This window comes from Sphingomonas sp. BK235, from assembly GCF_004345855.1.
GTDB lineage: Bacteria > Pseudomonadota > Alphaproteobacteria > Sphingomonadales > Sphingomonadaceae > Sphingomonas.
On record NZ_SLXN01000003.1, the window covers coordinates 490,056 to 515,291 of the forward strand.

The 25,236-nt window shown below is 71.4% G+C and carries 19 protein-coding genes and 1 tRNA gene; 10 read left to right on the plus strand and 10 right to left on the minus strand.

Annotation, left to right across the window (positions count from 1 at the left end):
- Window positions 1-250: 250 nt before the first annotated feature.
- Window positions 251-1,627 carry an efflux transporter outer membrane subunit gene (locus EV292_RS11285; RefSeq protein ID WP_243693737.1) on the plus strand — a complete coding sequence of 459 codons (1,377 nt, stop codon included), beginning with the start codon at window positions 251-253 and terminating at the stop codon, window positions 1,625-1,627.
- 123 nt (window positions 1,628-1,750) lie between these two features.
- Here EV292_RS11285 and EV292_RS11290 read toward each other — a convergent pair whose 3' ends face one another.
- Together EV292_RS11290 and EV292_RS11295 are read right to left on the minus strand one after the other, a co-directional pair.
- Window positions 1,751-4,027, minus strand: coding sequence for an NADP-dependent malic enzyme (locus tag EV292_RS11290; protein WP_132909289.1), 2,277 nt, complete (start codon window positions 4,025-4,027; stop codon window positions 1,751-1,753).
- 40 nt (window positions 4,028-4,067) lie between these two features.
- On the minus strand, window positions 4,068-4,580 hold the full coding sequence (locus EV292_RS11295; protein ID WP_243693720.1) for a methylated-DNA--[protein]-cysteine S-methyltransferase: 513 nt from the start codon (window positions 4,578-4,580) through the stop codon (window positions 4,068-4,070).
- Window positions 4,581-4,713: 133 nt separating this feature from the next.
- Between EV292_RS11295 and EV292_RS11300 the strand changes: the two genes are divergently transcribed.
- Genes EV292_RS11300 through mutS form a run of 3 tightly spaced genes read left to right on the plus strand, consistent with a single transcriptional unit; the run spans window position 4,714 to window position 7,755 of the window.
- Entirely contained in the window at window positions 4,714-4,890 is a 177-nt protein-coding gene (locus tag EV292_RS11300) for a hypothetical protein (protein ID WP_243693721.1), read from the plus strand.
- Window positions 4,883-5,164 (plus strand): type II toxin-antitoxin system RelE/ParE family toxin, encoded by a 282-nt coding sequence (locus EV292_RS11305; RefSeq protein WP_132909292.1) that lies wholly within the window; start codon window positions 4,883-4,885, stop codon window positions 5,162-5,164. Before EV292_RS11300 ends, EV292_RS11305 begins: the two co-directional genes overlap by 8 nt.
- Before the next feature lie 14 nt (window positions 5,165-5,178).
- Window positions 5,179-7,755, plus strand: a complete 2,577-nt coding sequence (gene mutS, locus EV292_RS11310) for a DNA mismatch repair protein MutS (protein ID WP_132909439.1) — start codon at window positions 5,179-5,181, stop codon at window positions 7,753-7,755.
- Between the two features lie 32 nt (window positions 7,756-7,787).
- Here mutS and mfd read toward each other — a convergent pair whose 3' ends face one another.
- Together mfd and EV292_RS11320 are read right to left on the minus strand one after the other, a co-directional pair.
- Window positions 7,788-11,243: a transcription-repair coupling factor gene (gene mfd / locus EV292_RS11315; RefSeq protein ID WP_132909293.1), complete on the minus strand. Its 3,456-nt coding sequence runs from the start codon at window positions 11,241-11,243 to the stop codon at window positions 7,788-7,790.
- Between the two features lie 218 nt (window positions 11,244-11,461).
- Window positions 11,462-11,725: a succinate dehydrogenase assembly factor 2 gene (locus EV292_RS11320; protein ID WP_132909294.1), complete on the minus strand. Its 264-nt coding sequence runs from the start codon at window positions 11,723-11,725 to the stop codon at window positions 11,462-11,464.
- A 119-nt stretch (window positions 11,726-11,844) separates the two neighbouring features.
- Here EV292_RS11320 and recG point away from each other — a divergent pair, with 119 nt between their 5' ends.
- Entirely contained in the window at window positions 11,845-13,899 is a 2,055-nt protein-coding gene (gene recG / locus EV292_RS11325) for an ATP-dependent DNA helicase RecG (protein ID WP_132909295.1), read from the plus strand.
- A gap of 139 nt (window positions 13,900-14,038) precedes the next feature.
- Here recG and EV292_RS11330 read toward each other — a convergent pair whose 3' ends face one another.
- Window positions 14,039-17,524 carry an autotransporter domain-containing protein gene (locus tag EV292_RS11330; protein ID WP_132909296.1) on the minus strand — a complete coding sequence of 1,162 codons (3,486 nt, stop codon included), beginning with the start codon at window positions 17,522-17,524 and terminating at the stop codon, window positions 14,039-14,041.
- Window positions 17,525-17,579: 55 nt separating this feature from the next.
- Here EV292_RS11330 and EV292_RS11335 point away from each other — a divergent pair, with 55 nt between their 5' ends.
- Window positions 17,580-17,834, plus strand: coding sequence for a hypothetical protein (locus EV292_RS11335; RefSeq protein WP_132909297.1), 255 nt, complete (start codon window positions 17,580-17,582; stop codon window positions 17,832-17,834).
- A gap of 407 nt (window positions 17,835-18,241) precedes the next feature.
- Here EV292_RS11335 and EV292_RS11340 read toward each other — a convergent pair whose 3' ends face one another.
- The 5 genes from EV292_RS11340 to serS form a co-directional block, all read right to left on the minus strand.
- A complete protein-coding gene (locus EV292_RS11340; protein ID WP_132909298.1) occupies window positions 18,242-18,553 on the minus strand; it encodes a PilZ domain-containing protein in 312 nt (103 codons plus the stop codon).
- Window positions 18,554-18,633: 80 nt separating this feature from the next.
- Window positions 18,634-19,860, minus strand: a complete 1,227-nt coding sequence (tyrS, locus tag EV292_RS11345) for a tyrosine--tRNA ligase (RefSeq protein WP_132909299.1) — start codon at window positions 19,858-19,860, stop codon at window positions 18,634-18,636.
- 24 nt (window positions 19,861-19,884) lie between these two features.
- Window positions 19,885-20,994, minus strand: coding sequence for a M23 family metallopeptidase (locus EV292_RS11350; RefSeq protein WP_132909300.1), 1,110 nt, complete (start codon window positions 20,992-20,994; stop codon window positions 19,885-19,887).
- Window positions 20,995-20,999: 5 nt separating this feature from the next.
- Window positions 21,000-21,764, minus strand: coding sequence for a 5'/3'-nucleotidase SurE (surE, locus tag EV292_RS11355; protein WP_132909301.1), 765 nt, complete (start codon window positions 21,762-21,764; stop codon window positions 21,000-21,002).
- A 207-nt stretch (window positions 21,765-21,971) separates the two neighbouring features.
- Window positions 21,972-23,252, minus strand: a complete 1,281-nt coding sequence (gene serS / locus EV292_RS11360; RefSeq protein WP_132909302.1) for a serine--tRNA ligase — start codon at window positions 23,250-23,252, stop codon at window positions 21,972-21,974.
- A 95-nt stretch (window positions 23,253-23,347) separates the two neighbouring features.
- On the opposite strand from serS, the gene EV292_RS11365 reads away from it, so the two are divergent.
- The 4 genes from EV292_RS11365 (at window position 23,348) to EV292_RS11380 (ending at window position 25,124) form a co-directional block, all read left to right on the plus strand.
- Window positions 23,348-23,857, plus strand: a complete 510-nt coding sequence (locus tag EV292_RS11365) for a host attachment family protein (protein ID WP_132909303.1) — start codon at window positions 23,348-23,350, stop codon at window positions 23,855-23,857.
- 308 nt (window positions 23,858-24,165) lie between these two features.
- Entirely contained in the window at window positions 24,166-24,531 is a 366-nt protein-coding gene (gene dksA, locus EV292_RS11370) for an RNA polymerase-binding protein DksA (RefSeq protein ID WP_243693738.1), read from the plus strand.
- 95 nt (window positions 24,532-24,626) lie between these two features.
- Window positions 24,627-24,983 (plus strand): PilZ domain-containing protein, encoded by a 357-nt coding sequence (locus tag EV292_RS11375; RefSeq protein WP_132909305.1) that lies wholly within the window; start codon window positions 24,627-24,629, stop codon window positions 24,981-24,983.
- 57 nt (window positions 24,984-25,040) lie between these two features.
- Window positions 25,041-25,124: transfer RNA gene (locus EV292_RS11380), tRNA-Leu, on the plus strand.
- The last annotated feature ends 112 nt before the right edge of the window (window positions 25,125-25,236 follow it).

Here is a 25,236-nt window from a genome sequence, read left to right on the forward strand (position 1 = left end):
GCGAGGGTTCCCGCTTATACGCGAGAGCGCGGGTCTGGCTGACGCTGCTGGGCATCGAGACGTGACTGGTACGCCGGCCTGCGGACAAGTCCTTCTTCGTCATCCCGGCCTTGAGCCGGGATCCATCGTGCCGCGTACACGCAGGCCGTTGCTCCTGAGGAACCATGGATCCCGGCTCAAGGCCGGGATGACGAACGTGGCGCGGCGGCTCGGTAAGGAAGGGACACTCCGACGACCCGCCAGCACGCTTCTGACGGCCGCGCTGCTCGCGACCGCGGCCTGCTCCACCGCGCCCGATTACGTCCGCCCCGCCACCCCCGCGCCCGCGGCCTACAAGGAGGCGGAGGGCTGGCAGGCGGCCGGCACCGACGTCGCACCCCCGGGCAAGTGGTGGGAGGTATTCGCCGACCCCGTGCTCACCGGCCTCGAGGAGCGCGTCGCCGCGGGCAACCAGGACGTCGCCGCGGCGGTGGCGCGCTACGATCAGGCGCGCGCGCTCGCGCGTCAGGCGCGCGCCGACCGCTTTCCCCAGCTCGGCGTCGCCGCGGACGTCAGCCGCGACCGCGTCTCCGCCGGCCGCCCGCTCGCGCTCGCGGACGCCCCGGCGTATACGGTCGGCACGGTCGGCGCCTCGCTCGCCTATGAGATCGATCTGTTCGGCCGCGTGCGCGACTCGGTCCGCGCCAGCCGCGACGACGCCGCCGCCAGCGCCGCCGACGTCGCCGCGCTGACGCTCGGGCTGCAGGCGCAGCTCGCCAGCATCTATTTCGACATGCGCGGGCTGGACGCGCGCATCGTGCTGCTGCGCGAGACGGTGGCGGCGAACGAGCGCGCCTTCCAGCTCACCGACACGCGCCACGACGGCGGCATCGCCTCGGGCATCGACGTCAGTCGCGCGCAGACGATCCTGTCGAGCGCGCGCGCCGAGCTCTCCGCGGTCGGCGTGGCGCGCCAGCGCGACGAGCATGCCATCGCGGTGCTGCTCGGCGAGGCGCCCGCCGGCTTCACGCTCGCGGTCGAGGACCGCCAGCTCGCGCCGCCCGCGGTCCCCGCCGGGCTGCCCTCGACGCTGCTCGAGCGCCGCCCCGACATCGCCGCGGCGGAGCGGCGGGTCGCCGCCGCCAACGCGCGCATCGGCGTGGCGCGCTCGGCCTTGTTCCCCAGCGTCACGCTGGGCGCGGCGGGCGGCTTCGAGGCGGCGCGCGGCTCGCTGCTGAGCGCCTCCAACGGCTTCTGGGCGCTGGGGCCGCTCTCCGCGGCGCTGGCGATCTTCGACGGCGGGCGGCGCCGCGCCGGCGTGCAGCGCGCGCGCGGCGAGTATGACGAGGCGGCGGCGTCGTACCGCCAGACCGTGCTCACCGCCTTCCGCGAGGTGGAGGACGCGCTGGCGAGCCAGCGGCTGCTCGCCGCGCAGGAGCGCGACCAGCGCGCCGCGGCCGAGGCGGCCGAGCACACGCGCGAGCTGGCGCTGATCCGCTACCGCGACGGCGCGGCGGACTATCTCGAGGTGGTCACCGCGCAAACCGCCGCGCTCGACGCCGAGCGCGCGCTGCTGACGGTGCGCAGCCAGCAGCTCCAGACCGCGACCGACCTGATCCGCGCGCTGGGCGGCGACTATCGCGGTTGAGCGGGGCGGCGCTGTCCGACGCGCGCCGGCGTGGCAGGACGGTCGACGCCTGTCTCATCGCCAGCGCGTAGGCTGGCGCCCGGTGCCGTCCTGCCGCCCGCGCCTTGCCGCCGGCGTCGCGCCTCAGCGCGCGATGCCGCCCGCGGCGAGCACCGCCAGCGTCACCAGCTCGCTCGCGGTAGAGGTCATCGGCGCGATCTGCACCGGCTTCTCCATGCCCACCAGCATCGGCCCGATCATGTCGTCGCCGCCGAGCTCGCGCAGCAGCTTGGCGGAGATGTTGGCCGATTGCAGGCCCGGCATGACGAGGATGTTGGCCGGCCCCGACAGCCGCGCGAACGGGTAGTTCGCCAGCTGCTTGGGGTTGAGCGCGACGTCGGGCGCCATCTCGCCCTCATATTCGAAGCTCACCTCGCGCTGGTCGAGCACGTGGACCGCCTCGCGGATATTGTCGAGCCACTGGCCGGTCGGGTTGCCGAAGGTCGAGTAGCTCAGGAAGGCGACGCGCGGTTCGTGCCCCATCTGGCGCGCCACGGTCGCGGTCTGCTCGGCGATGTCGGCCAGCTCCTCGGCGTTGGGGCGCTCGTTCACCGTCGTGTCGGCGATGAAGACGGTGTGCGACTGGCCCACCAGCACGTGGATGCCGAAGGCGGTACGGCCCGGCGCCGGGTCGATCACGCGCTTGATCTCGCGCATCGACTGCGCCCAGGGCCGGGTGACACCGGTGATCATCGCGTCCGCCGCGCCGAGCTGGAGCAGCACCGCGCCGAAGATGTTGCGGTCCTGGTTGATCATCCGCTCCACCTCGCGGCGCAGGAAGCCGCGGCGCTGGAGCCGCTGGTAGAGGAAGTCGACCATCTTCGGCACCAGCGGCGAGACGCGGCTGTTGTGCAGCTCGTACTCCTCGGGGTTCTCGATCCCGAGCGCGCGGAGATTGTCGTACACGTCCTCGCGCCCGACCAGCACGGGGATGCCATAGCCGCCCTCCTTGAAGGCGATGGCGGCGCGCAGCACCACCTCTTCCTCGCCCTCGGCGAAGAGCACGCGCTTGGGGTTGGCCTTGGCACCCTCATAGGCGAGGCTCAGCACCGCGGTGGTGGGGTTGAGCCGCGCGCGCAGCGCCTCGCGGTAAGCGTTCATGTCGGTGATCGGCTTGGTGGCGACGCCCGAGTCCATCGCCGCCTGCGCGACCGCGACCGACACCATCTCCATCAGCCGCGGGTCGAACGGCGCGGGGATGATATAGTCCGGGCCAAAGGTGTGGCGCGTGCCATAAGCGGCGGCGACCTCCTCGGGCACGCGGTCGCGCGCCAGCTCGGCGATGGCGTTGGCGGCGGCGATCTTCATCGCGTCGTTGATGCCGGTGGCGCGCACGTCGAGCGCGCCGCGGAAGATGAAGGGGAAGCCGAGCACGTTGTTGACCTGGTTCGGATAGTCCGACCGGCCGGTGGCAACGATGGCGTCGGGGCGCGCCGCTTTGGCGAGCTCGGGGCGGATCTCCGGCTCGGGGTTGGCCATGGCGAAGATGATCGGTGCCGGCGCCATGTCCTTGACCATCTCGGGCTTGAGCGCGCCCGCGGCGGAGAGGCCGAGGAACACGTCGGCGCCGTGCAGCGCCTCGGTGAGCGTGCGCCGGTCGGTGTTGGCGGCATGCGCCGACTGCCACTGGTTCACGTCGTCGCGGCCCTGATAGATCACGCCGGTACGGTCGCAGATCAGCACGTTGTCGGCGCGCACGCCCATCGCCTTGATCAGCTCGGTGCAGGCGATCGCGGCCGCGCCGGCGCCGTTGACGACGACCTTAACCGAGGCGAGCTGGCGCCCGGTGAGCAGGCAGGCGTTGATCAGGCCCGCGGCGCAGATGATCGCGGTGCCGTGCTGGTCGTCGTGGAAGACCGGGATGTTCATCCGCTCGCGCAGTGCCTGCTCGATGATGAAACACTCGGGCGCCTTGATGTCCTCGAGGTTAATGCCGCCGAAGCTCGGCTCCATCAGCTCGACCGCGTCGATGAAGCGGTCGACGTCCTCGGTCTTGAGCTCGAGGTCGATCGAGTCGACGTCGGCGAAGCGCTTGAACAGCACCGCCTTGCCTTCCATCACCGGCTTGGAGGCGAGCGCGCCGAGGTTGCCGAGCCCGAGGATCGCGGTGCCGTTCGAGATCACCGCGACCAGATTGCCCTTGGCGGTATAGTCATAGGCGGTGGCGGGATCCTCCGCGATCGCCTTGACCGGTACCGCCACGCCGGGCGAATAAGCCAGCGCGAGATCGCGCTGCGTCGCCATCGGCTTGGAGGCGATGATCTCGATCTTGCCGGGACGCCCCTCCGAGTGGAACAGCAGCGCCTCGCGCTCGGAGAATTGGTCGTGGCGCGTCTCGGTGGCGGTGCGATCGTCGGTCATGCGCTTCCTCTAGGGAAAGCGGGCGCAAATGGGAACCAGGCTAGCGTCGCTCGTGCGCGAGCAGATGCCGTTTGGCGGCCAGTCCGCCGGCGAAGCCGGTGAGCTCGCCCGAGGTGCCGATGACGCGGTGGCACGGCACCACGATCGACAAGGGGTTACGCGCGTTGGCGGCGCCCACGGCGCGGCTGGCGGTAGGGCGGCCGATGGCGCGGGCGATGTCGCCGTAACTGCGCGTCTCGCCGTGTGGAATCGCGGCGAGCGCGGCCCAGACCTGATGCTGGAACGCGCTGCCATTGGGGGCGAGCGGCAGGTCGAAGACGCGGCGCTGGCCGACGAAATATTCGCCGATCTGGGTACGAGCGGCGGCGAGCACGGGATGGCCGGCGCGCTCCTCGGCGGCGGCGAGGCGCACGCGACCGGGCGAGTCGTCGGGCCACAGCACGGCGACGAGCCCCGCGTCGCTGGCGACCAGGGTGAGCGTGCCGACCGGCGAGTCCATGGTGGTGCGGTAGAGCATGGTGGCAGGTGTAGCGGGCGCGGCAGGGGCGTGCATCCCGCCGATTGCGGTCAAAGCGTGCGGGCGGCCGAAGCGGGGACGGAGGTCACCGCGAAGGACTGGCGCATGAGTAGCCGACTGGCAGAGAAAGCGTTGGGTGGCTATGCTTCGACCGATGACGAGTCCCGCCATGACCGATGACAGTCGGAGCAACGACGAGCCGCTGTCGCAGGCGATCGCGCGCGCGCGGACCAGCTTTGCCGCCGGCGATGGCGTCGAACAGCGCGTCGTTGCCCTGTGGCTGGCGAGCTGGGGCACGCCGCAGCGCAAACCTTTCGGAGAATGGCTCGCTACGTGGGATGGCTAGGGTCATCTGGCGCAATGCGGCGCTCGATGATCTCGACCGCATCTTCCACTTCATCGCTCGTCACAACGATCAGGCCGCCCGTCGCGTCGCTGAGCGGCTGATCGCCTGCGGTGAGAGTCTGCGCGCCTTCCCGCGTCGCGGCCGACCCGCTCCCGACGGTTGCCGCGAGATGACGATCGTGCCTCCTTACATCCTGCGCTACGAGATCGAAGGAGCGACGGTTCTCATCCGCTCGATCCGTCACGGCGCCCGCCTCCCGGACCAGACCTTATGACCGCCCCCACGCCGATGATGGCGCAATATCTCGCGCTCAAGGCGGAGGCGGCGGACTGTCTGCTGTTTTACCGCATGGGCGACTTCTTCGAACTGTTCTTCGACGACGCGCGCGTCGCCGCGCAGGTGCTCGATATCGCGCTCACCTCGCGCGGCGAGCACGCGGGTGAGAAGATCCCGATGTGCGGCGTGCCGGTCCACGCCGCCACCGCCTATCTCCAGCGCCTCATCAAGGCGGGCCACCGCGTCGCCATCGCCGAACAGACCGAGACGCCCGACGCGGCGCGCAAGGCGCGCGGCTCCAAGGCGCTGGTCGAGCGCGCGATCGTCCGCGTCGTCACCGCCGGCACGCTGACCGAGGAGACTTTGCTCGACTCGCGCGCCGCCAATTGGTGCGTCGCGGTCGGCGAGGCCGCGGGCGAGGTCGCGCTCGCCGCCGCCGACGTCTCCACCGGCCGCTTCGAGGTAATCGCCTGCGACCGCGCCGGCCTCGCCGCCGAGCTCGCCCGGCTCGGCGCGGCCGAGGTGATCGCCGCGGAGGAGAGCGACGCCCCCGCCACGGTGCGGCGCCCGCGCGGCGAGTTCGACAGCGGCGCGGGCGAGGCGCGGCTTAAGCGGCTGTTCGGCGTAGCGACGCTCGACGGCTTCGGCCAGTTCGGTCGCGCCGCGCTCGCGGCGGCGGGCGGGCTGGTCGCCTATCTCGACCATACCGCCAAGGGGCAGCTGCCCTTCCTGCGCCCGCCGGTGCTGGCCGCCGCGCGCGACGCGATGGCGATCGACGCCGCCACGCGCGAGAGCCTCGAGCTGACCTGCACCGCCGCGGGCCAGCGCAAGGGCAGCCTGCTCGACGCGGTCGATCGTACCGTCACCGGCGCCGGCGCCCGGCTGCTCGCCGCGGATCTGGGCGCGCCGCTGATGGCGCGCGACGCGATCGAGGCGCGGCTCGACCTCGTCCAGCTCCTCCACGACGATGCCGCCTTGCGCGAGCGCGTGCGCGCCGCGCTGCGCGCGCTGCCCGACATCGGCCGCGCGCTGGGGCGGCTGGCGGCAGGCCGCGGCAGCCCGCGCGACCTCGGCCAGTTGCGCGACGGACTCGACGGCGCCTGGACCATCGGCGAGCGGCTCGGCGCGCTGGAGCCGGCGCCCGCGCTGCTGCGCGAGCTGGCGCCGCGGCTGCGCGGCCATGGTGCGCTGATCGACCTGCTCAAGCGCGCGCTCGTCCCCGCGCCGCCGATCGAGGCGAGCGACGGTGGCTATATCGCCGCTGGCTATGACGCCGCGCTCGACGCGCTGCGCGAGACCGGCAGCGGCGGCCGCCGCGCCATCGCCGCGCTGGAGACGAGCTTCCGCGAGCGCACCAAGATCGCCGCGCTCAAGATCCGCCACAACGGCGTGCTCGGCTATCACATCGAGGTGCCCGCGCGCGTCGCCGACCCGCTGATGCGCGCCGACTCGGGCTTCACCCATCGCCAGACGCTCGCCGGGGTGGTGCGCTTCAACGCGCCCGAGCTGCATGAGGTGGCGGCCAGCGTCACCCAGGCGGGGGCGCATGCGCTCGCGGCCGAGGCGGCGCATCTCGAAGAGCTCACCGCCACCGCGCTCGCCGGACGCGAGGCGATCGCCGCGACCGCGGACGCGCTTGCCCGGCTCGACGTCGCCGCCGGGCTGGCCGAGCGCGCCGCCGAGGGCGGCTGGGCGCGGCCGAGCTTCGCCGCGGAAGCCTGTTTCGACGTGCGCGAGGGGCGTCACCCCGTCGTCGAGGCGGCGCTGGCGAAGAGCGGCGACCGCTTCGTCGCCAACGATTGCGCGCTCGGCGGTACGGCGGCGCGGCTGTGGCTCGTCACCGGACCCAACATGGGCGGCAAATCGACCTTCCTGCGCCAGAACGCGCTGATCGCGGTGCTGGCGCAGGCGGGCGCCTATGTCCCCGCCGCGGCGGCGCGGCTGGGACTGGTCGATCGCTTGTTCAGCCGGGTCGGCGCGTCGGACAATCTCGCGCGCGGCCGCTCCACCTTCATGGTCGAGATGGTCGAGACCGCCGCGATCCTCGCGCAGGCGACGCCGGACAGTCTCGTGATCCTCGACGAGGTCGGGCGCGGGACCAGCACCTATGACGGTCTCGCCATCGCTTGGGCCGTGGTGGAGGCGATCCACGAGGACAATCGCTGCCGCTGCCTGTTCGCCACCCATTATCACGAGCTGACGCGTCTGGCGGAGCGGTGCGACTCGCTGTCGCTCCACCATGTCCGCGCGCGCGAGTGGAAGGGCGAGCTGGTGCTGCTCCACGAGGTCGCCGACGGGCCGGCGGATCGCAGCTACGGCCTGGCGGTGGCGCGGCTGGCGGGCATGCCGCCCGCCACGGTGCAGCGCGCCAAGGCGGTGCTGGCGAAGCTGGAGGCGGGGCGCGCCAGGACCGGCGGGCTGGCGGCGGGGCTGGACGACCTGCCGCTGTTCGCCGCCGCGGCGCAGGCGGAGGAGGCGCAGTGCGACGCCATCCGCACCGAGGTCGAGGCGCTCGACGTCGACGCGCTGACTCCGCGCGAGGCGCTCGACACCTTGTACCGGCTCAAGGCGCTGGCGCGCGAGGGCTGAACGCCGCGGCGGGGGGGGGCGTTGCCCTCGGCTCAGGCCGCCGCCTTGGCCAGCCCCTTCGACAATTGCAGCGCGCCGTGCAGCCGCGCCTTGGGATCGCCCCAGGCGCGCGAAAGTGCCAGCTTGCTGTCGGGCCGCAGCTTGGCCACGCCGCCGAGCCGGTCGACATAAGCGAGCAGCCCCGGCACGTTGGGCGGCGTGTCGTCGTGGAAGGTGACCAACGCGCCCTTCGGCCCGACGTCCAGCTTGGCCACGCAGGCGGTGCGCGCGTTGAGCTTGATCTCCATCACCTTGACCAGATTGTCGGTCGCCTCGGGCAAAGCGCCGAAGCGGTCGATCATCTCGGCGGCGAAGCTCTCCAGCCCGCCGACCTCGTCGATCTCGTTGAGGCGGCGATACAGGCCCATGCGCAGGTCGAGGTCGGGGACATAGTCCTCCGGGATCAGGATCGGCGCGTCGACGCTGATCTGTGGCGAGAAGTCGCGCTGGCGCTCGCGCAGGCCGCCGGCCTTGGCCTCCATGATCGCCTCCTCCAGCATCGACTGGTAGAGCTCGTAGCCGACCTCCTTGATGTGCCCCGACTGCTCGTCGCCGAGCAGGTTGCCCGCGCCGCGGATGTCGAGGTCGTGGCTCGCCAGCTGGAAGCCCGCCCCGAGCGAGTCGAGATCGCTCAGCACCTTGAGGCGCTTCTCCGCGGCGTCGGTCATCTGCCGCTCGGGCGGCGCGACCATATAGGCATAGGCGCGCGTCTTGGAGCGGCCGACGCGCCCGCGCAGCTGGTAGAGCTGCGCCAAGCCGAAACGGTCGGCGCGGTTGACGATGATCGTGTTGGCGGAGGGAATGTCGATCCCGCTCTCGATGATCGTGGTCGAGACCAGCACCTCGAACTTCTTGTCGTAGAAGGCGCTCATCCGCTCCTCCACCTCGCTCGGCGCCATCTGGCCGTGCGCGACGACGTAGCGGATCTCGGGCACCTCACGGCGGAGATACTCCTCGATGTCGGGCAGATCGGCGACGCGCGGGGTGACGAGGAAGCTCTGCCCGCCGCGATAATGTTCGCGCAGCAGCGCCTCGCGCAGCACCACCGGGTCCCAGGGCATCACATAGGTCCGCACCGCGAGCCGGTCGACCGGCGGGGTCTGGATCACCGACAGCTCGCGCAGTCCGCTCATCGCCATCTGCAGCGTGCGCGGGATCGGCGTCGCGGTGAGCGTCAGCATGTGGACGTCGGCGCGCAGCGTCTTGAGCCGCTCCTTGTGCGTCACGCCGAAGCGCTGCTCCTCGTCGACGATGACGAGGCCGAGCCGCTTGAAGTCGATCGTCTTGGCGAGCAGCGCGTGGGTGCCGACGACGACGTCGATCGCGCCGCTCGCCAGCCCGTCCTTGACCCGCTTCGCCTCGGCGACGGGGACGAGCCGCGACAGCCGCCCGATGTTGATCGGGAAGCCCTCGAAGCGGGCCGAGAAGTTCTGGTAATGCTGGCGTGCGAGCAGGGTGGTCGGGCAGACCACCGCGACCTGCATCCCCGCCATCGCGGCGACGAAGGCGGCGCGCAGCGCGACCTCGGTCTTGCCGAAGCCGACGTCGCCGACGATCAGCCGATCCATCGGCTTGCCCGCGGACAGATCGGCCAGCACCTCCTCGATCGCGCGGTCCTGGTCGTCGGTCTCGGTATAGGGGAAGCGGTCGACGAAGGCGGGATAGCCCGCGCTGTCGGGCTCGGCGACCTCGCCCGGGCGCAGCGCGCGTTCCGCCGCGACCGCGATCAGCTCGCCCGCGATCTCGCGGATCCGCTCCTTCATCCGCGACTTGCGCCGCTGCCACGCCTCGCCGCCGAGCCGGTCGAGCGCGGCGCCCTCCTCGGACGAGCCGTAGCGCGACAGCACCTCGAGATTCTCGACCGGGATGTAGAGCTTGTCGCCGCCGGCATATTCGAGCGCGACGCAGTCGTGCGGCGCGCGCGCCACCGGCACCTGCGTCAGCCCGACGTAGCGGCCGATGCCGTGATCGCTGTGAACGACCAGGTCGCCCGGCGACAGCGTCGCCAGCTCCGCCAGGAAGGCGTCCGCCGATTTGCGGCGCTTGGCGCGGCGCACCAGCCGGTCGCCCAGCATGTCCTGCTCGGTGAGCACCGCCACGTCGGGCGCGGTGAAGCCGTGGTCGAGCCCGATCACCGCCATCGCCACGCCGCGGTCGGCGGCGCCGAGCGACTCCTGCCACGTCTCGGTCAGCCGCGCGCCGGTGAGGCCATGGTCCTCCAGCAGCGAGCGCAGCCGCTCGCGCGCGCCGACCGAGTAGCTGGCGAGCACCGGCTTGCGCCCGTCGCGGCGCAGCTTGGCGACATGCGCCACCACCGCCTCGTAGACGTTCGCCTGCGCGGCGCGCTCGGGCGCGAAGTCGCGCGGGCCGTCGACCTGGAAGTCGAGCACATGGGCGGACTCGGGCTCGTGGAAGGCGGTGGCGAGATGCGCCGGCATCGCCGCCACCTCGCGCGTCCATTCGTCGGCATCGAGGTAGAGCGTCTTGGCCGGCAGCGCGCGATAGCTACCGGGCTCGGCCGCCTCGGCGCGCTTGCGGTTCTCATAATAGTCCGCGATCGAGTCGAGCCGGCCCTCGGCGGCGGCGGGGGTGCCGCTGTCGCGCAGCACGATCGCGTCGGCGCCGAGATGGTCCCAGACCGTCGCCAGCTTCTCCTCGAACAGCGGCAGCCAATGTTCCATGCCGGCGAGGCGGCGGCGCTCGCTCACCGCCTGGTAGAGCGGGTCGCCGGTGGCGGTGGCGCCGAAGGTCTCGCGGTAGCGCGTGCGGAAGCGCTTGACGCTGTCGTCGTCGAGCAAGGCTTCCGAGGCGGGGAGCAGCACGAAGCCGTCGAGTCGCCCGGTGGTGCGCTGATCCGCGGGGTCGAAGCTGCGCACGCTCTCGATCTCGTCGCCGAAGAAGTCGAGCCGCAGCGCCTGTTCCTCGCCGCTGGGGAAGAGATCGACGATGCCGCCGCGCACCGCATATTCGCCCTGATCGTGGACGGTGTCGGTGCGGACATAGCCATTGGCCTGGAGCAATGCGGCGAGCCGGTCACGATCGATCCGCGCGCCCGGCTTGAGCTCGGCGACGAGCTGGCGGAGGCGGAAGGGGGTGAGCGTGCGCTGGGTCAACGCGTTGACGGTGGTGAGCACGAGCTGCGGCGCGCGCGGCTTCTGCTGGAGGCGGTGGAGCGCGCCGATCCGCTCCGCCATTACGCGTAGCGTCGGCGAGGCGCGGTCATAGGGCAGGCAGTCCCAGGCTGGGAGCTGGACGACCTCGAGCTCGGGCGCGAAGAAGGGCGCGGTGGCGGCGAGCCCGCGCATCTGCGCCTCGTCCGCCGCGACGAACACCGCGCGCAGCGGCGCCGCGCGCGCGAGATCGGCGAGCAGCGCGGGCAGGAAGCCGGCGGGCACGCCCGCGAGCGTCAGCGGGGTGGTGGCGCGGAGGATCTTGCTGAGGTCGGGCATTCGGGTCCTTGGTCGGGGGTAGGTGGGTCAGGCCTCCGTTGTGAGGTCTCGGCGCCTCAGCCTTCGGTCGCCACTCCACCGTCATCCCGGCCTTGAGCCGGGATCCATGGTGCCGCGAGCGCAACGGGCGCGGTGTTCGCGGCGCCATGGATGCCGGGTCAAGCCCGGCATGACAGGGGAAGGAGGTCGGATCAGGCCCGGCGCAACGCGGGCGGACCTCACGGGATCGTCACGAAATCCACCCGCCGCATCACCTGCATCATCTCGCCCTCCCATTCGGGCGGGCAGGGCAGCGAGCCGATCGCCCAGCCCATGATGTCGACGTCCTGCTCCTCGAGCAGCCGCTCGAACCAGTCGAGCTGCGCCGGCGTCCAGCTCGCGGCGTGGGTGTCGAAGAAGCCGCCGATCATCAGATCGGCCTCGCGCGTGCCGCGATGCCAGGCGCGGAAACGCAGGCGCTTGAGCCGAATGTCCTGATCCACGTGATCTCCCGTCGGCCGCGCGCGGCCCGTCCATGCCATAGCGGAGCGCTGCCACGACGCCGCTGCAAGCTTTCGCTGGCGCGGCGGCGGGAGGCAGAATAGTCGGGCGCTACATAGTCATGCGACCCGAGATCCTCAATCCGCTGTTCGCCGAGGTGGCCGCGCTCAAGGGCGTCGGCCCGGCGCTGGCCAGGCCGCTCGACCGGCTCGGCATCGCGCGCGCGGTCGATCTGCTGTTCCATCTGCCCTCGGGCTGGGTCGACCGGGTGGCGCGCGACGAACTCGACGCGGCCGATGTCGGCCGCACGGTGGCGATCACGCTTACCCCGCGCGAGTATCGCAGCGGCTCGAGCCCGCGCGCGCCGACGCGCGTGCAGGCGACCGACGCGGCGGGCAATCACGCGAGCCTAGTGTTCTTCGGCGGCGGCTCGGGCTGGGCGCGCAAGCAGCTGCCGCTGGGCGAGCCCAGGCGAGTCTCGGGCCGGCTCGATCGCTACGGCGACGCGCTCCAGATCGTGCATCCCGAGATCGGGGGCGAGGAGGAGGGCTTCCGCGCGCGCGAGGCGATCTACCCGCTGAGCGAGGGGCTGACCTCGCGCCGGCTCGCCGCTTTGGTCGAGCAGGCGCTGGCGCGCGCGCCGGGGCTGGACGAGTGGATCGAGCCCAGCCTCAAGGCGCGCCACGACTGGCCCGACTGGCGCATCGCGGTCGAGCGCATCCACGCCGACCCGGCCGACGCCGTGGCGCGCGCGCGGCTCGCGTACGACGAGCTGTTCGCCAACCAGCTCGCGCTGTCGCTGGTGCGCGCCGACACGCGCAAGCGCCGCGGGCGCGCGTTGCGGGGCGACGGGCGGCTGCGCGACCTGCTGCGGCTGCCCTATCAGCTCACCGGCGCGCAGGCACGCAGCGTGCGCGAGATCGAGGGCGACCTGGCGCAGAGCGCGCCGATGCTGCGGCTGCTCCAGGGCGACGTTGGCGCGGGCAAGACGTTGGTCGCGGCGATGGCGCTGCTGATCGCGATCGAGGCGGGCGCGCAGGGCGCCCTGCTCGCGCCGACCGAGATCCTCGCGCGCCAGCATTACGACACGCTGCGGCGGCTGCTCGCCGGCCTGCCGGTCGAGATCGCGGTGCTGACCGGGCGCGACAAGGGCCGCGCGCGCGAGGCGACGCTGATGGGGCTGGCGGACGGTTCGATCCAGCTGCTGATCGGCACGCACGCGATCTTCCAGGAGGCGGTGCGCTACCGCGACCTCGGGCTGGTGGTGGTGGACGAGCAGCATCGCTTCGGCGTGGCGGAGCGAATGCTGCTCCAGGCCAAGGGCCAGACTCCGCCGCACGTGCTGGCGATGACCGCGACGCCGATCCCACGCACGCTGACGCTCGCGCTCCACGGCGAGATGGACCAGAGCCGGCTCGACGAGATGCCGCCGGGGCGCGAGCCGATCGAGACGCGCGTCGTCTCGGAGGAGCGGATCGACGAGGTGGTGAACGCGCTCGGCCGCCATCTCGCGGACGGCAAGCAGGCCTATTGGGTCTGCCCGCTGGTGGAGGAGAGCGCCACCAGCGACCTCCAGGCGGCCGAGGCGCGCGCCGCCTCGTTGCAGGCGCGTTTCGGCGACCGCGTCGCGTTGGTCCATGGCCGGATGCGCGGCGCCGAGAAGGACGCGGTGATGGCGCGCTTCTCCGCCAACGAGGCGGGGGTGCTGGTGGCGACGACCGTGATCGAGGTCGGCGTCGACGTGCCCAATGCGACGCTGATCGTGATCGAGCACGCCGATCGCTTCGGGCTCGCCCAGCTCCACCAGCTGCGCGGCCGGGTCGGGCGAGGTGGCGGGCGCTCGGTCTGCCTGCTGCTGCGCGGCGGGTCGCTCAGCGAGACGTCGCGCGCGCGGCTGGCGCTGATGCGCGAGAGCAACGACGGCTTCCGCATCGCCGAGGAGGACCTGCGCTTACGCGGCGCGGGCGAGCTGCTCGGCACGCGCCAGTCGGGCGAGGCGCTGTTCCGCCTCGCCACGCCCGAGCTGCTCGGCGAGCTGCTCCCCGCCGCCACCGACGACGCGCGGCTGCTGATCGACCGCGACGGCGGGTTGGAGGGGGCGAGGGGGCAGGCGGCGCGGGTGGCGCTCTATCTGTTCGAGCGCGAGGCGGGGGTGGCGCTGCTGCGATCGGGGTGAGGCGATCCGCTCGAACGATCCGCCGCTCACGCGGGTAAGCGGCGGATCATCCTCGCCGACACGAGGTCACCCGGGGAGGTCACCCGGGGGCTCGGCTCGGGCGCGCGGGCGGTGGTCGCCGCCCGCGCGCTCCTTTCGGTCAGAAGCGGGCGCGGACGCCCGCGGTGATCGATTCCTGATGATCGTCGCGCCCGGTCTGCGCCGATCCGGCCGCGAAGATCTCGATCGCGTCGCTCGGGCGATAGCCGACCCCGGCACTCGCGGTGCCGACCAGCTCGGCGCGGTCGGCGCCGACCCCGGCCAGCGTGCGCGGGCCACGATCATAGCCCGCCAGTGCGCGGACGCTCTCCCCCTGTAGCAGGTAGCGCGCGCCGAGCGCGACGAACGGGCGCCATGCTTCCGGCGACGCATCGCTCCGTTCCAGCGCGATACCGCCGTCGAGGAAGCCGGCGGTGTGGCGCTCGCGCCGGACGTCGAGCGCGAACACGCTGCCGCCCTGTTCCTTGGCGCGCGACCGGACGGTGTGGACATAGGTCACCCCGAGCCGCGGCGTCAGCGTCCAGTCATGGCCCACGTCGGCCGCGTAGAAGGCCGACAGGTCGCTCACCATGCTGTCGAGATCGAAGTGGCTCCACACCCGGCGCCCGTCGGGCAGCCAGCGGTGCGTCCGCGCGCGGCCCGCGTCGAAGATCAGCGAGGAGGAGAAGCCCAGCCCGCTGCCGCTGGCATAGCGCCCGTGCGCGCCCGTCACCAGACTGCCGACGCGGCTATGGGTGCCGAGGCCCTGGAGCTGCTGCTGGTTGGTCAGATTGCCCGCGAAGGCGCCGACCACCCAGCCGGCATCGGCGAAGCCGATCCCGCCCAGCGTGCCATATGCACTCCCCGTCGCGGGCGCGCTGCCCGTCGACGGATTGGCGCGCAGCGTGTGCCAGCTCCCGATCGCCTGGCCGAAGGTGAAGAGGCCGCTGTCGGTGCCATAAGGCGCGAACGCGGGGCCGCGCGCCGCATGGCTCAGGGTCAACGCGTCATCGACTCCGATCTGGGTCGCCGCCGCATAGGCCTGTGGCGTGAGCTGCGCGAAGGCCGCGGGCCGCGACAGCCCATCGTCGTCGTACAGGTTGGACCAATGGGCGGCGAGCGCCGGGCTGGCGCCGCGCACGATCCGCTGGTTGGCATAGTCGATGCTGCCGTTGACCAGCGGACTGAACTGCGCGCTGCGACCGAACAGGCCAAGCGCGCCGATCTGGCTGGCCGTCTGCGACAGCGCGAGCGCCGCACCCGCGGGCAGATCGAGCGTGTCATAGCTGCCGGTGATGCCCTTGGTGGTCGCGATCAGCGTGTAGCCGACGCCAGGGCGGATCAGTGAGCCCGACGCGATCGACAGGGTCGCGCCCTTCTCGATGCGGAGCCCGCCATCGATCAGCAGTCTGTCCTGCGCCGTCCGGGTCAGCTCGAACAGCGAGCGCGACCCGTTCTGCAACGTGACGTTACCGATCACGCCCATCGTTCCGGGTGAGCTGCCGGGGGACAGCGTGCCGGCCACCACGACATCGCCGCGGACGAGCCCGGCGGACCCGAAGGTGGCGGCCTTGCCGACGGTCACACGGCCCGTCTCGATCAGCGACCCCCGCAGGCCGACCAGGCTGCCGCCGGTGAGATCGATCCGCTTCGCCTGCGCCAGCCCGCTCACGGTCGCCGCTCCGCCGCTCACCGCGATCGAGTCGACGCCGTAGATGTCATGGAAAGCCGAGGTCGGGCTCGCGCTGCTCGCGATCACCCGGACGACGGAACGCCCAGCACCGCCGAAGACGCCACCGCTGACGACGCCGCCCGCGGCCGTGAACGTGGCGTCGCCGTCACCGAGCCAGACGCTGCCGTCGATCGTCCCGCTGTTGGTGACGCTGGCAACCTTGGACACCAGCGCGATGTCGCCGGAAATCTTGCCCTTGTTGACGATCGAGCTGTTTGTCGCGAGGCTGAAGATCGCGAAGAGGGGCGGCTTGTCCGAGCCCTGCGGGGTGTCGGACTTGACCTCGATCAGCCCAGCATTGTCGAGGTTGAAGGAAGCCGCGATGGCCGAGATCGCGACCGGGTTCGAGCCGATGGCGAGGATCTTGCCGGTACTGCTGTTGCTCACCGTTACCGTACCCGTGAGCGTGGCGTTGAGGCGAAGCGCCTCGCCGACGATGCCGTCGCCGCCATCGCGCGTGCCGGTCGCATCCGCCGCGATCACACCGCTGTTGCTGACGCTGAGCGCCCGGCTCGCGCCGGGAGCCGTCGTATCGCCCTCTCCGATCAGCGCGTAGATGGCTGGTCCGGAACCGGCGTGGCGGATCGTGCCACTATTGTCGAGCCGCAGCGCGGTGGCGACACCTAGCGCGTCATTGGCCTTGATCGTGACGGTCGGTAGCGTCGACGTCGTGGTGACGATCGAGCCCGTGTTGCTCAGGGAAACAAGCAGCGGATTGCGGGCGCCGTCAGGACTGTTGAACGAGTCGAGCAACAGCGAACCGTCGATCGAGCCGCTGTTGGTCGTGACCACTTCTCCGCCCGTCGTCACCGCGAGGACGGCCACATCCGCGTCGGAGGCGTGGGAGGTCTGGCCATGGTTGTTGAGCACGAGCCCTTCGCTCTGCACGATAGAGACTGCGGGGCCGGTCGTGGCGGTGATGGTCCCGTCATTGTCGAGGCGGTGGAGCGCGCCGTGGAAGCCGCCGCTCAGCTTGCCCTTGTTCTGGAAGCTGCCGAGCAGCGTGCCGGCGTCGAGATCGGGTGACGCGACCGACCATATCGTGCCCGTGATATCGGCCTTGTTGACGATGCTGCCGTCGCCATCCAGCAAGATGGGCCGCCCGATCGGCGCTGCCGCTTCGATCGTCGCGACGGTGCCGCTGCCCAGCGCCCGAACACCCTCGAGCTCGAAGTCGCCGGGCCGATCGGTGCCGAGCGTGACGGTGCCGCTCGTCTTGCGCGCGTGAATGTACGTGTCGAGACCGGCGCCGCCCACGACCGTGCCCGTGACCTTGCTGTTCTCGCCCTCGACGAACACATCGTCGCCGGCGCCAAGGCTCACGTTGCCGTCGATCGATCCCCAGTTCGCGACCACGTCGCCGCCGGCACCGAGCACCACGTCACCGATGATCGCGCCGGTGTTGGTGATGCGATTGTCGCCGCCCGAGGCGAAGATCGCGACATGATCCCCTCCTGCCGCCGACACGGCGGAGATCGTGCCCGCGTTCGACAGCGTCAGATTGCCGCCCAGGATGCCGATGGTGATGGCCGAGCTACCCTTCGCCGAGATCAGTCCGCCCGCGTCGTTGGTGACGCTGATGCGGCTCTCGGCGGCCGGATCGATGAGGAGCAGGGCGGTGGCGAAAACGTTCGGGTCCGTCGTCAGGTCGAAGTCGGCCTTGATCGTGCCGCTGTTATGAATCTTCCAGTCGGCGGCCAGCGCCGGCGTCTGGCTGTAATTGTAGCGAGTGAGTGTCAGCGCCGTGGAAGAGTTCGACGTCGTGAGGGTGCCGCTGTTGTCGAGCGAGACGGTCGCGCCCACGCCCTTGAAGTCGAAGCCGGTCAGCCGGGTGCCTCCCGCGATCGTGCCGGAGTTGACGAGGCTGAGCGTCAACGGTCCCGTCGCGTCCGCGCTGTCGTTTGACGCGTAAAGAGTGGTTTTGCCCAGGATGGTGCCGCTGTTGTTGGCCCGCACCGAACCGCCGGTCGCCCATAGCAGAACCGACGTGCCCGTCCGTGGACTGGCCGAGACCACACCCTTGTTCGAGAAGTCGATCGGGCCGCTCTCGATATCGAACGTCGGGGGGAGCAACGCGCTGTCGTCAGCCGCGCTGCTACGCACCGCCGACGCCTCGCCGGACGACGCGCGCGCATGGGCGACCGGCGCGTTGACAAGTGCCGCCAGCAGTATCGCGGTCGTCTGAAGCGCGCGATGCCGCACGCGGCGCGAACTATCCACCTTTACGTCCATGATCTTCCCTTGGGCGATGATTTCAACCACCCTGCTGTATAGATAAGACCAAGGGACATGGTGGGATCGTCTGACCCAAAAGAGCGAGGGTCATGGATACGTCATGGAAAATGATGGTCGTTGCTAAAAAGCAACGATACTCAAGTGTCTGTAGGTCCGGCTGGATTGATGCGCGCCCGGCGGATCGTCGCCGCGCAATCGGTGCGGGCGACCCGGATCGTTGGCGTCGATGTCGGCGTCGGCGCCGCGGCATGGGTCGCGACGCCGGGCGAGGGCGTCAGATGGTCGGATCGGGGCGCGGCGCGACGATGCGGTGGTGCGCCGGCGCGGCCGTCCGGAAGATCGGATCGCCCTTCGGCGTCAGCGCATCGCGGCGAGCGCGCAGGGGTAGAGCGACGCGGGCAGTTCCTGCGCGAACTTGGCGCCGACGCGCCCGCCGAGCGACCAGCGGATCTCCGCGGTCCGGTCACCGATGACGGGAAGGGTCAGGACGACGCGCTCGCCGATCGACAGGTCCGCCTCGGCACGGGCCATGAAGCCGTTGAGCGAGGCGTTCACCACCGTCACCGAGTGGCGCGCGCCGCCGGCGTCGAACAGCCAGGTGCGGCACAACGTCTCGTCGCGCGGCTCGACGCGATCCTCATAGGCCATCATCGCAGAACGCGCGACCATCCGGCTTCTCCCGCACTAACAGCCCCTTCGTATACGGGCGGCCAGTTAACGCGGGATGAGCGCGCGGCGAAGGAAGAGGGTTAAGCCGGGTTCACCAACCCGTGGTGCTTCTTGCCCGCCGAGACGCGCACCGGTGCGCCCGCGAGCGCGATCACCGCGGCCTCGTCGCTGACCTTCTCGCCGTCGACGCGCGCGCCGCCGCCCTTGATCAGCCGGCGCGCCTCGCCCTTCGATGTCGCGAACCCCAGCGCCACCAGCGCGTCGACCAGCGGCAGCGCACCGCTCGCGCTGATCGACGGCAGCGCCGCGCCGCTCGCGCCCTCCTCGAAGGTGCGGCGCGCGGTCTCGGCCGCCTCCTCCGCGGCGGCGCGGCCGCGGCACATCGCGGTGGCCTCGTTGGCGAGCACCTTCTTGGCCTCGTTGATCTCGGCGCCCGCCAGCGTCTCCAGCCGGGCGATCTCGTCGAGCGGCAGGTCGGTGAACAGCCGCAGGAAGCGCCCGACGTCGCGGTCGTCGGTGTTGCGCCAGAACTGCCAGTAATCGAAGTGCGGCAGCTGGTCCTCGTGGAGCCACACCGCGCCCGCCACGGTCTTGCCCATCTTCTGCCCGTCGGCGGTGGTGAGCAGCGGCGTGGTGACGCCATAGACCTCGGTGCCGTCCATCCGCCGCGCCAGCTCGACGCCGTTGACGATATTGCCCCATTGGTCGCTGCCGCCCATCTGCAGCCGCACGCCCTGCCGCCGCGCCAGCTCGCGGAAGTCATAGCCCTGCAGGATCATGTAGTTGAATTCGAGGAAGCTGAGCGACTGCTCGCGATCCAGCCGCAGCTTGACCGAGTCGAAGCTGAGCATGCGGTTGACGCTGAAATGCTGCCCCACCTCGCGCAGGAAGGGGATGTACTCGAGCCGGTCGAGCCACTCGGCGTTGTTGACCATCACCGCGTCGCTCGGCCCGTCGCCGAACGTCAGGAAGCGTTCGAAGATGCGCTGGATGCCCGCGATATTGGCAGCGATCACGTCCTCGCCGGCGAGCTTGCGCGCCTCGTCCTTGAAGCTGGGATCGCCGATCTTGCCCGTGCCGCCGCCCATCAGCACCACCGGCTTGTGGCCGGTCTGCTGGAGCCGGCGGAGCAGCATGATCTGCACCAGGCTGCCGACATGGAGCGAGGGGGCGGTCGGGTCGAAGCCGATATAGCCCGGCACCACCGCGCGAAGCGCCAGCGCGTCCAGCGCGGCGGCGTCGGTGAGCTGGTGGAGATAGCCGCGCGCGGACAGCAGGCGGAGCAGGTCGGACTGATAGTCGGTCATGATGCCGCGGGCGTTACACGCGCGTCAGCGGTGCGGCAATTGCGTCGTCGGATCGACCGGGGTGCGGCCACGGCGCAGCTCGAAGTGAAGCTCGGGGCGGTCGGCATAGCCGCTCTCGCCGCTGCGCGCGATCACCTGGCCCTTCCTCACCGCCTGGCCGCGCTGGACGAGCAAGGTGCCGGCGTGGCCGTAGACCGAGGTCCAGCCCCCACCGTGGCGCACGATCACCAGCCCGCCGAGCGCTGGCACCTCCGAACCGACATAGGCGACCGTGCCGTCGGCGATCGCGCGCACCGGCGTGTCGAGCGGGATCGCGATCTTGATCCCGTCGTTGCGCTCGCCGGTCGCGCCGGGGCCGAAGCGGCGCACGATCGTGCCGTCGACCGGCCAGACGAAGCGGCCAGGCAGCGCCGCGGGCGCCACCGTCGCGGCGCTCGGCGCGAGCACGCGGCGGGCGCTCGCCACCGGTGTGGCGGGGGCCTGACCTGCCACCACCGCGGGTTCGCCGCCGGTGAGGATCGTGTCGACGTCGAGCGTGAAGGCGGCGGCGCGCTCGGCCGCGCTGACCGGAGCGCCCGGCGCTCGCGGGATCAGCACGCGCTGACCGGCGCGGAGCAGGTAGGGTTCGTCCAGCGCGTTGGCGGCGATGACCTCGCCCCACGGCACGCCATAGGCGCGCGCGATCGCGATGCCGGTCTGGCCGGCGCGGACGAGATGGTAGCGGCCGCCGGGAATGGCGAGCGTCTGGCCGGCACGGACGGGGTAGGGCGGGGCGAGCGCGTTGGCGCGCGCGATCGCATCGACCCCCGCGCCGGTGCGCGCCGCGATCGCACCGAGCGTGTCGCCGGCGCGGACGGTGTAGCGCTGCGCCGCGACAGCGCGGGCGTCGGGTGCGACCGGCCGTGCCTCCCAGGCGGGGCGCGGCGCGGGGAGCTGGGCGACGTCGCGGCTGGCGCCGGTGGAGGGCGCTTTCTGTTCCTCGGCGGGCGGCACCGGTTCGGGCTCAGGCTCATCCGCGGGGAGGGGAGCGGGCGCCTCGGCCGGCGGCGCTGGCGCGGGGCGCTCGGCGGCGGGGATGCAGCCCGCGAGCAGCAGCGCCAGCGTCGCCGCGCGACTCACGCCCGCGTCACGCACCCGGCTCAGCCATAAGCGCGCGCGAGCGGCTCGAGCGAGGCGTGGCGGGTGAGGTCGAGCTGGAGCGGGGTCACCGTGATCCAGCCTTCCGCCACCGAGGCGAGATCGCTCTCGCCCGGCGCCGCGACGGCGACCTTGCCGAGCGCGAGCCAGTGATAGTCGTGGCCGCGCGGGTCGGTGCGCGTCTCGAAGCGCGCGCGACCGTAGTCGCGCAGTCCCTGTGGCACGATGCGGATGCCGCGCACCGGGCCGACGTCCGGCGCGGGGAAGTTGACGTTGACCATCGAGCGCGGCGCCCAGTCGGTGTCGAGCAGCGGGCGCAGCACGCGCTCGCCCCATGCCTCCGCGGCGGCGAAGGAGACGTCCTCGCCCGGCGCGAGCGCGCCATATTTCTGGCTCAGCGCGATCGACCGGATGCCCGCGAGCGCGCCCTCCATCGCGGCCGCGACGGTGCCCGAGTACATCACGTCTTCGGCGAGATTGCCGCCGCGGTTGACGCCGGAGAGGATGAGGTCGGGCGGCGTCTCGCGCATCACCTCGGCCAGCGCGAACATCACCGCGTCGGTCGGCGTGCCGCCGACGGCGTAGCGGCGCGCGTCGAAGCGCCGCACGCGCAGCGGCTTGGTAAGCGAGAGCGAGCGGCCGGTGCCGGACTGTTCGTCGGCGGGCGCACACACCCAGACGTCGTCGGAGAGCTGAGCGGCGATACGCTCGAGCACGGCGAGGCCGGGGGCGTGATAGCCGTCGTCGTTGCTGAGGAGGATGCGCATCAGCTCAGATCTTCTCCGCGCGGGGAAAAGCGTGGCGAAATACCTCGACTTGACTGTTGCTTGATGGTGTTCCGGCGAAAGCCGGAACCCAGAGCCAAGCAAAACAGCGGCTCATATTGCACGCGGCTCTGGGCTCCTGCCTACGCAGGAGCACGAAAAGGAAAGTCGCGACGATCCTTGTGCCGGTAAGGATCGAGCGCAAGCCCATCACGCCATCGGCTCCAGCAGCGTCAGCCCGCCGAGATACGGCCGCAGCACCTCGGGTACCGCCACCGCACCGCTCTCCTGCTGGTAATTCTCCAGCACCGCCACAAGCGTCCGTCCGACCGCCAGCCCCGAGCCGTTGAGCGTGTGGACGAAACGCGTCGCCTTCTCCCCCTCCGGTCGATAGCGCGCGTTCATCCGCCGCGCCTGAAAGTCGGTGCAGGTCGAGCAACTCGAGATCTCGCGGTAGCGCGCCTGGCCCGGCAGCCACACCTCCAGGTCATAGGTGCGCGCCGCGGTGAAGCCCATGTCACCCGAACACAATTTCATCCGGCGATAGGCCAGGCCGAGCGCGTCGAGCACGCCCTCGGCGCAGGTGGTCATCCGCTCGTGCTCGGCCTCGCTCGCCTCGGGCGCGACGATCGACACCATCTCGACCTTGTCGAACTGATGCTGGCGGATATAGCCGCGCGTGTCGCGCCCGGCCGCGCCCGCCTCGGAGCGGAAGCACGGCGTCAGCGCGGCGAAGCGCAGCGGCAGCACCTCCTCGCTCAGGATCTGCTCGCGCACGATGTTGGTCAGCGACACCTCGGCGGTGGGGATCAGCCAGCGCCCGTCGGTGGTGCGGAACAGGTCCTCCGCGAACTTGGGCAGCTGGCCCGTGCCGAACACCGCCTCGTCGCGCACCAGCAGCGGCGGCGCGACCTCCTCATAGCCGTGCTCGCGCGTCAGCCGGTCGAGCATGAACTGGCCGAGCGCGCGTTGCAGCCGCGCCGCGGGGCCGCGCACCAGCGTGAAGCGCGAACCCGCGATCGCCGCGCCGGTCTCGAAGTCGAGCCCGAGCGCCGGGCCGATCGCGTCATGCTCGCGCGCCGCGAAGCCGAGGTCGGGGCGCGTGCCGCGCTCGTGCACCAGCTGGTTGTCGTCCTCGTCGGCGCCGTCGGGCACGTCCGCATAGGGCAGGTTGGGCAGCGCCGCGAGCACGGTGTCGAGCTCGGCGCCGAGCCGCGCCTCCTCGGCTTCCAGCTCGGGCAGCCGCTGCTTGAGCGTGGCCACCTCGACCATCAGCGCCTGCGCCGCCGCCTCGTCGCGGCTCGCCTTGGCCGCGCCGATCGCCTTGGAGGCCTCGTTGCGGCGCGCCTGCGCTCCTTGCGCCTCGGTGATCAGCTCGCGCCGGCGCTTGTCGAGCGCGACGATCGCCGCGGCAGAGGGAGCGGCACCGCGCCGCGCCAGTGCGGCGTCGAAGGCGTCGGGGGCGTCGCGGATCAGGCGGATGTCGTGCATGCGCCGCGCTATGGCCGGGGCGTTGCGGCGAGGCAACCCGGCGCACGTCCGCCGCGTTCACGCCCCACACCCGCACGGACAGAGGAGAATGAGCGATGCAGGTACCCCATGACTCGGTGGTGCTGGTGGCGGACGGGCGCAAGCTGCTGTTCCTGCGCAACGAGGGCGACGACGTTCACCCCAACCTGACGGTCGAGCACGCCGAGGAGCGCGCGAACCCGGCCAACCGTGACCAGAAGACCGACGCCGCGGGCGGCAGCTCGTCGACGCAGAGCGGCGCCGGCGCGCCGCGCGTCGCGCAGGGTGGGTCGGGTCACGCGCAGGGCGGTGGCGCGCAGTTCGCACCGTCGCGCGGCAGCATGGAGGAGACCGACTTCCACCAGCTCGAGGAGGACCGGTTCGCCGCCGACGCCGCCGATCTGCTCAAGCGCCGCGCGCTCGCCAACGATTTCGAGTCGCTGATCGTGGTCGCGCCGCCCAAGACGCTGGGCGAGCTGCGCAAACATTATCACAAGGAGGTCAGCCAGCGGCTCACCGGCGAGCTGAGCAAGGACCTGACCGGGCACACCATTCCCGACATCGAACAGGCGCTGCTCTCGGCCTGATCGCGCCGGCGTCGCACCCGGCGCCGTCCCATCCTCGCACACATAGCGCGCCGCGCTGTTCATGACACGGACAGGGCGGCGCGGCTAGGCGCGCGTGCTCGCTTGTGGTGACCGGCCCGCGCGACTATAGGCGCCCCGGAGGGGGCGCACAGCGGTGCTAACGACATCCTGGGCGCAGCGGGAGTAAGTCGATGGCGACGGCGATCAATCGTTTCGGTGAAGGGCCCGGCAAACTGGCGGCGGCGAATGACGAGGCTGATGTCGGAAGGGCGAGCGACGGCTATCGCCCGAGCCCCGACGAACCGTTCATGAACCCGCGGCAGCAGGCGTATTTCCGCCGCAAGCTGCTCGAGTGGAAGGACGCGATCCTGCGGGAATCGCTCGGCACGCTCTCGCAGCTGCAGCTGGACTCGCTGCGCGAGGCCGATCTCACAGACCGCGCCGCGAGCGAGACCGACTGGTCGCTCGAACTGCGCACGCGCGACCGGCAGCGCAAGCTGATCTCCAAGATCGAGGCCGCGCTGCGCCGTATCGACGAGGGCGAATACGGCTATTGCGAGGTCACCGGCGAGCCGATCAGCCTCGGCCGGCTCGAGGCGCGCCCGATCGCGACGATGACGGTCGAGGCGCAGGAGCGCCACGAGCGCAACGAGAAGGTCTCGCGCGACGATTGAGCCGCGCGGGGGCGTCCCGCGTGATAACGTCCGTTTAACTATTTACCCGCTAGGCTCGGCGTGGATGTGTCAGGCGGCGGTGAGAAGGCGGGCGGATGAAGCATGTCGGACGGATGGCGACGGTGGGCGGCATGAACGGGCATGACGACGAGATGCGGGCGCTGAACGCCCAGCCCGACAAGCGGCGCGACCTGCGCGGGCGCGACGAGGTGGCGATGTTCGCGCGGCTGCGGCTGGCGGGACATGCCGACGGGTTCGACGTCAGCGTCCGCAACGTCTCGACGGGCGGCCTGATGGCCGAGCTGCCGCACCCGCTCGTCCCCGACAGCGCGGTGGAGATCGAGCTCGCCGGGCTCGGCTGGGTAGCCGGCCGGATCGCGTGGCAGATCGAGGGTCGCGCGGGGATCGCCTTCGACGAGATGATCGATCCCTCGGCGATCCTGCACCACTGAACCGCCGGACGAGCCACTAGACGCCGGGCACCCGTCGTGCCAAGGCGCGCGCGTCACGCGGGCGTGGCGGAATGGTAGACGCAGCGGACTCAAAATCCGCCGTAGCAATACATGTCGGTTCGAGTCCGACCGCCCGTACCAGCGCCGATCGCGCCGCCGGCGAGGCTTGCAGCACGCTCGCCGGCTCGCGCCGCCGCTGAGCGGAAGTTCCCTCGCTGCTCCGATCGATAGCGCCTCAGCCGGGTGACGCGGG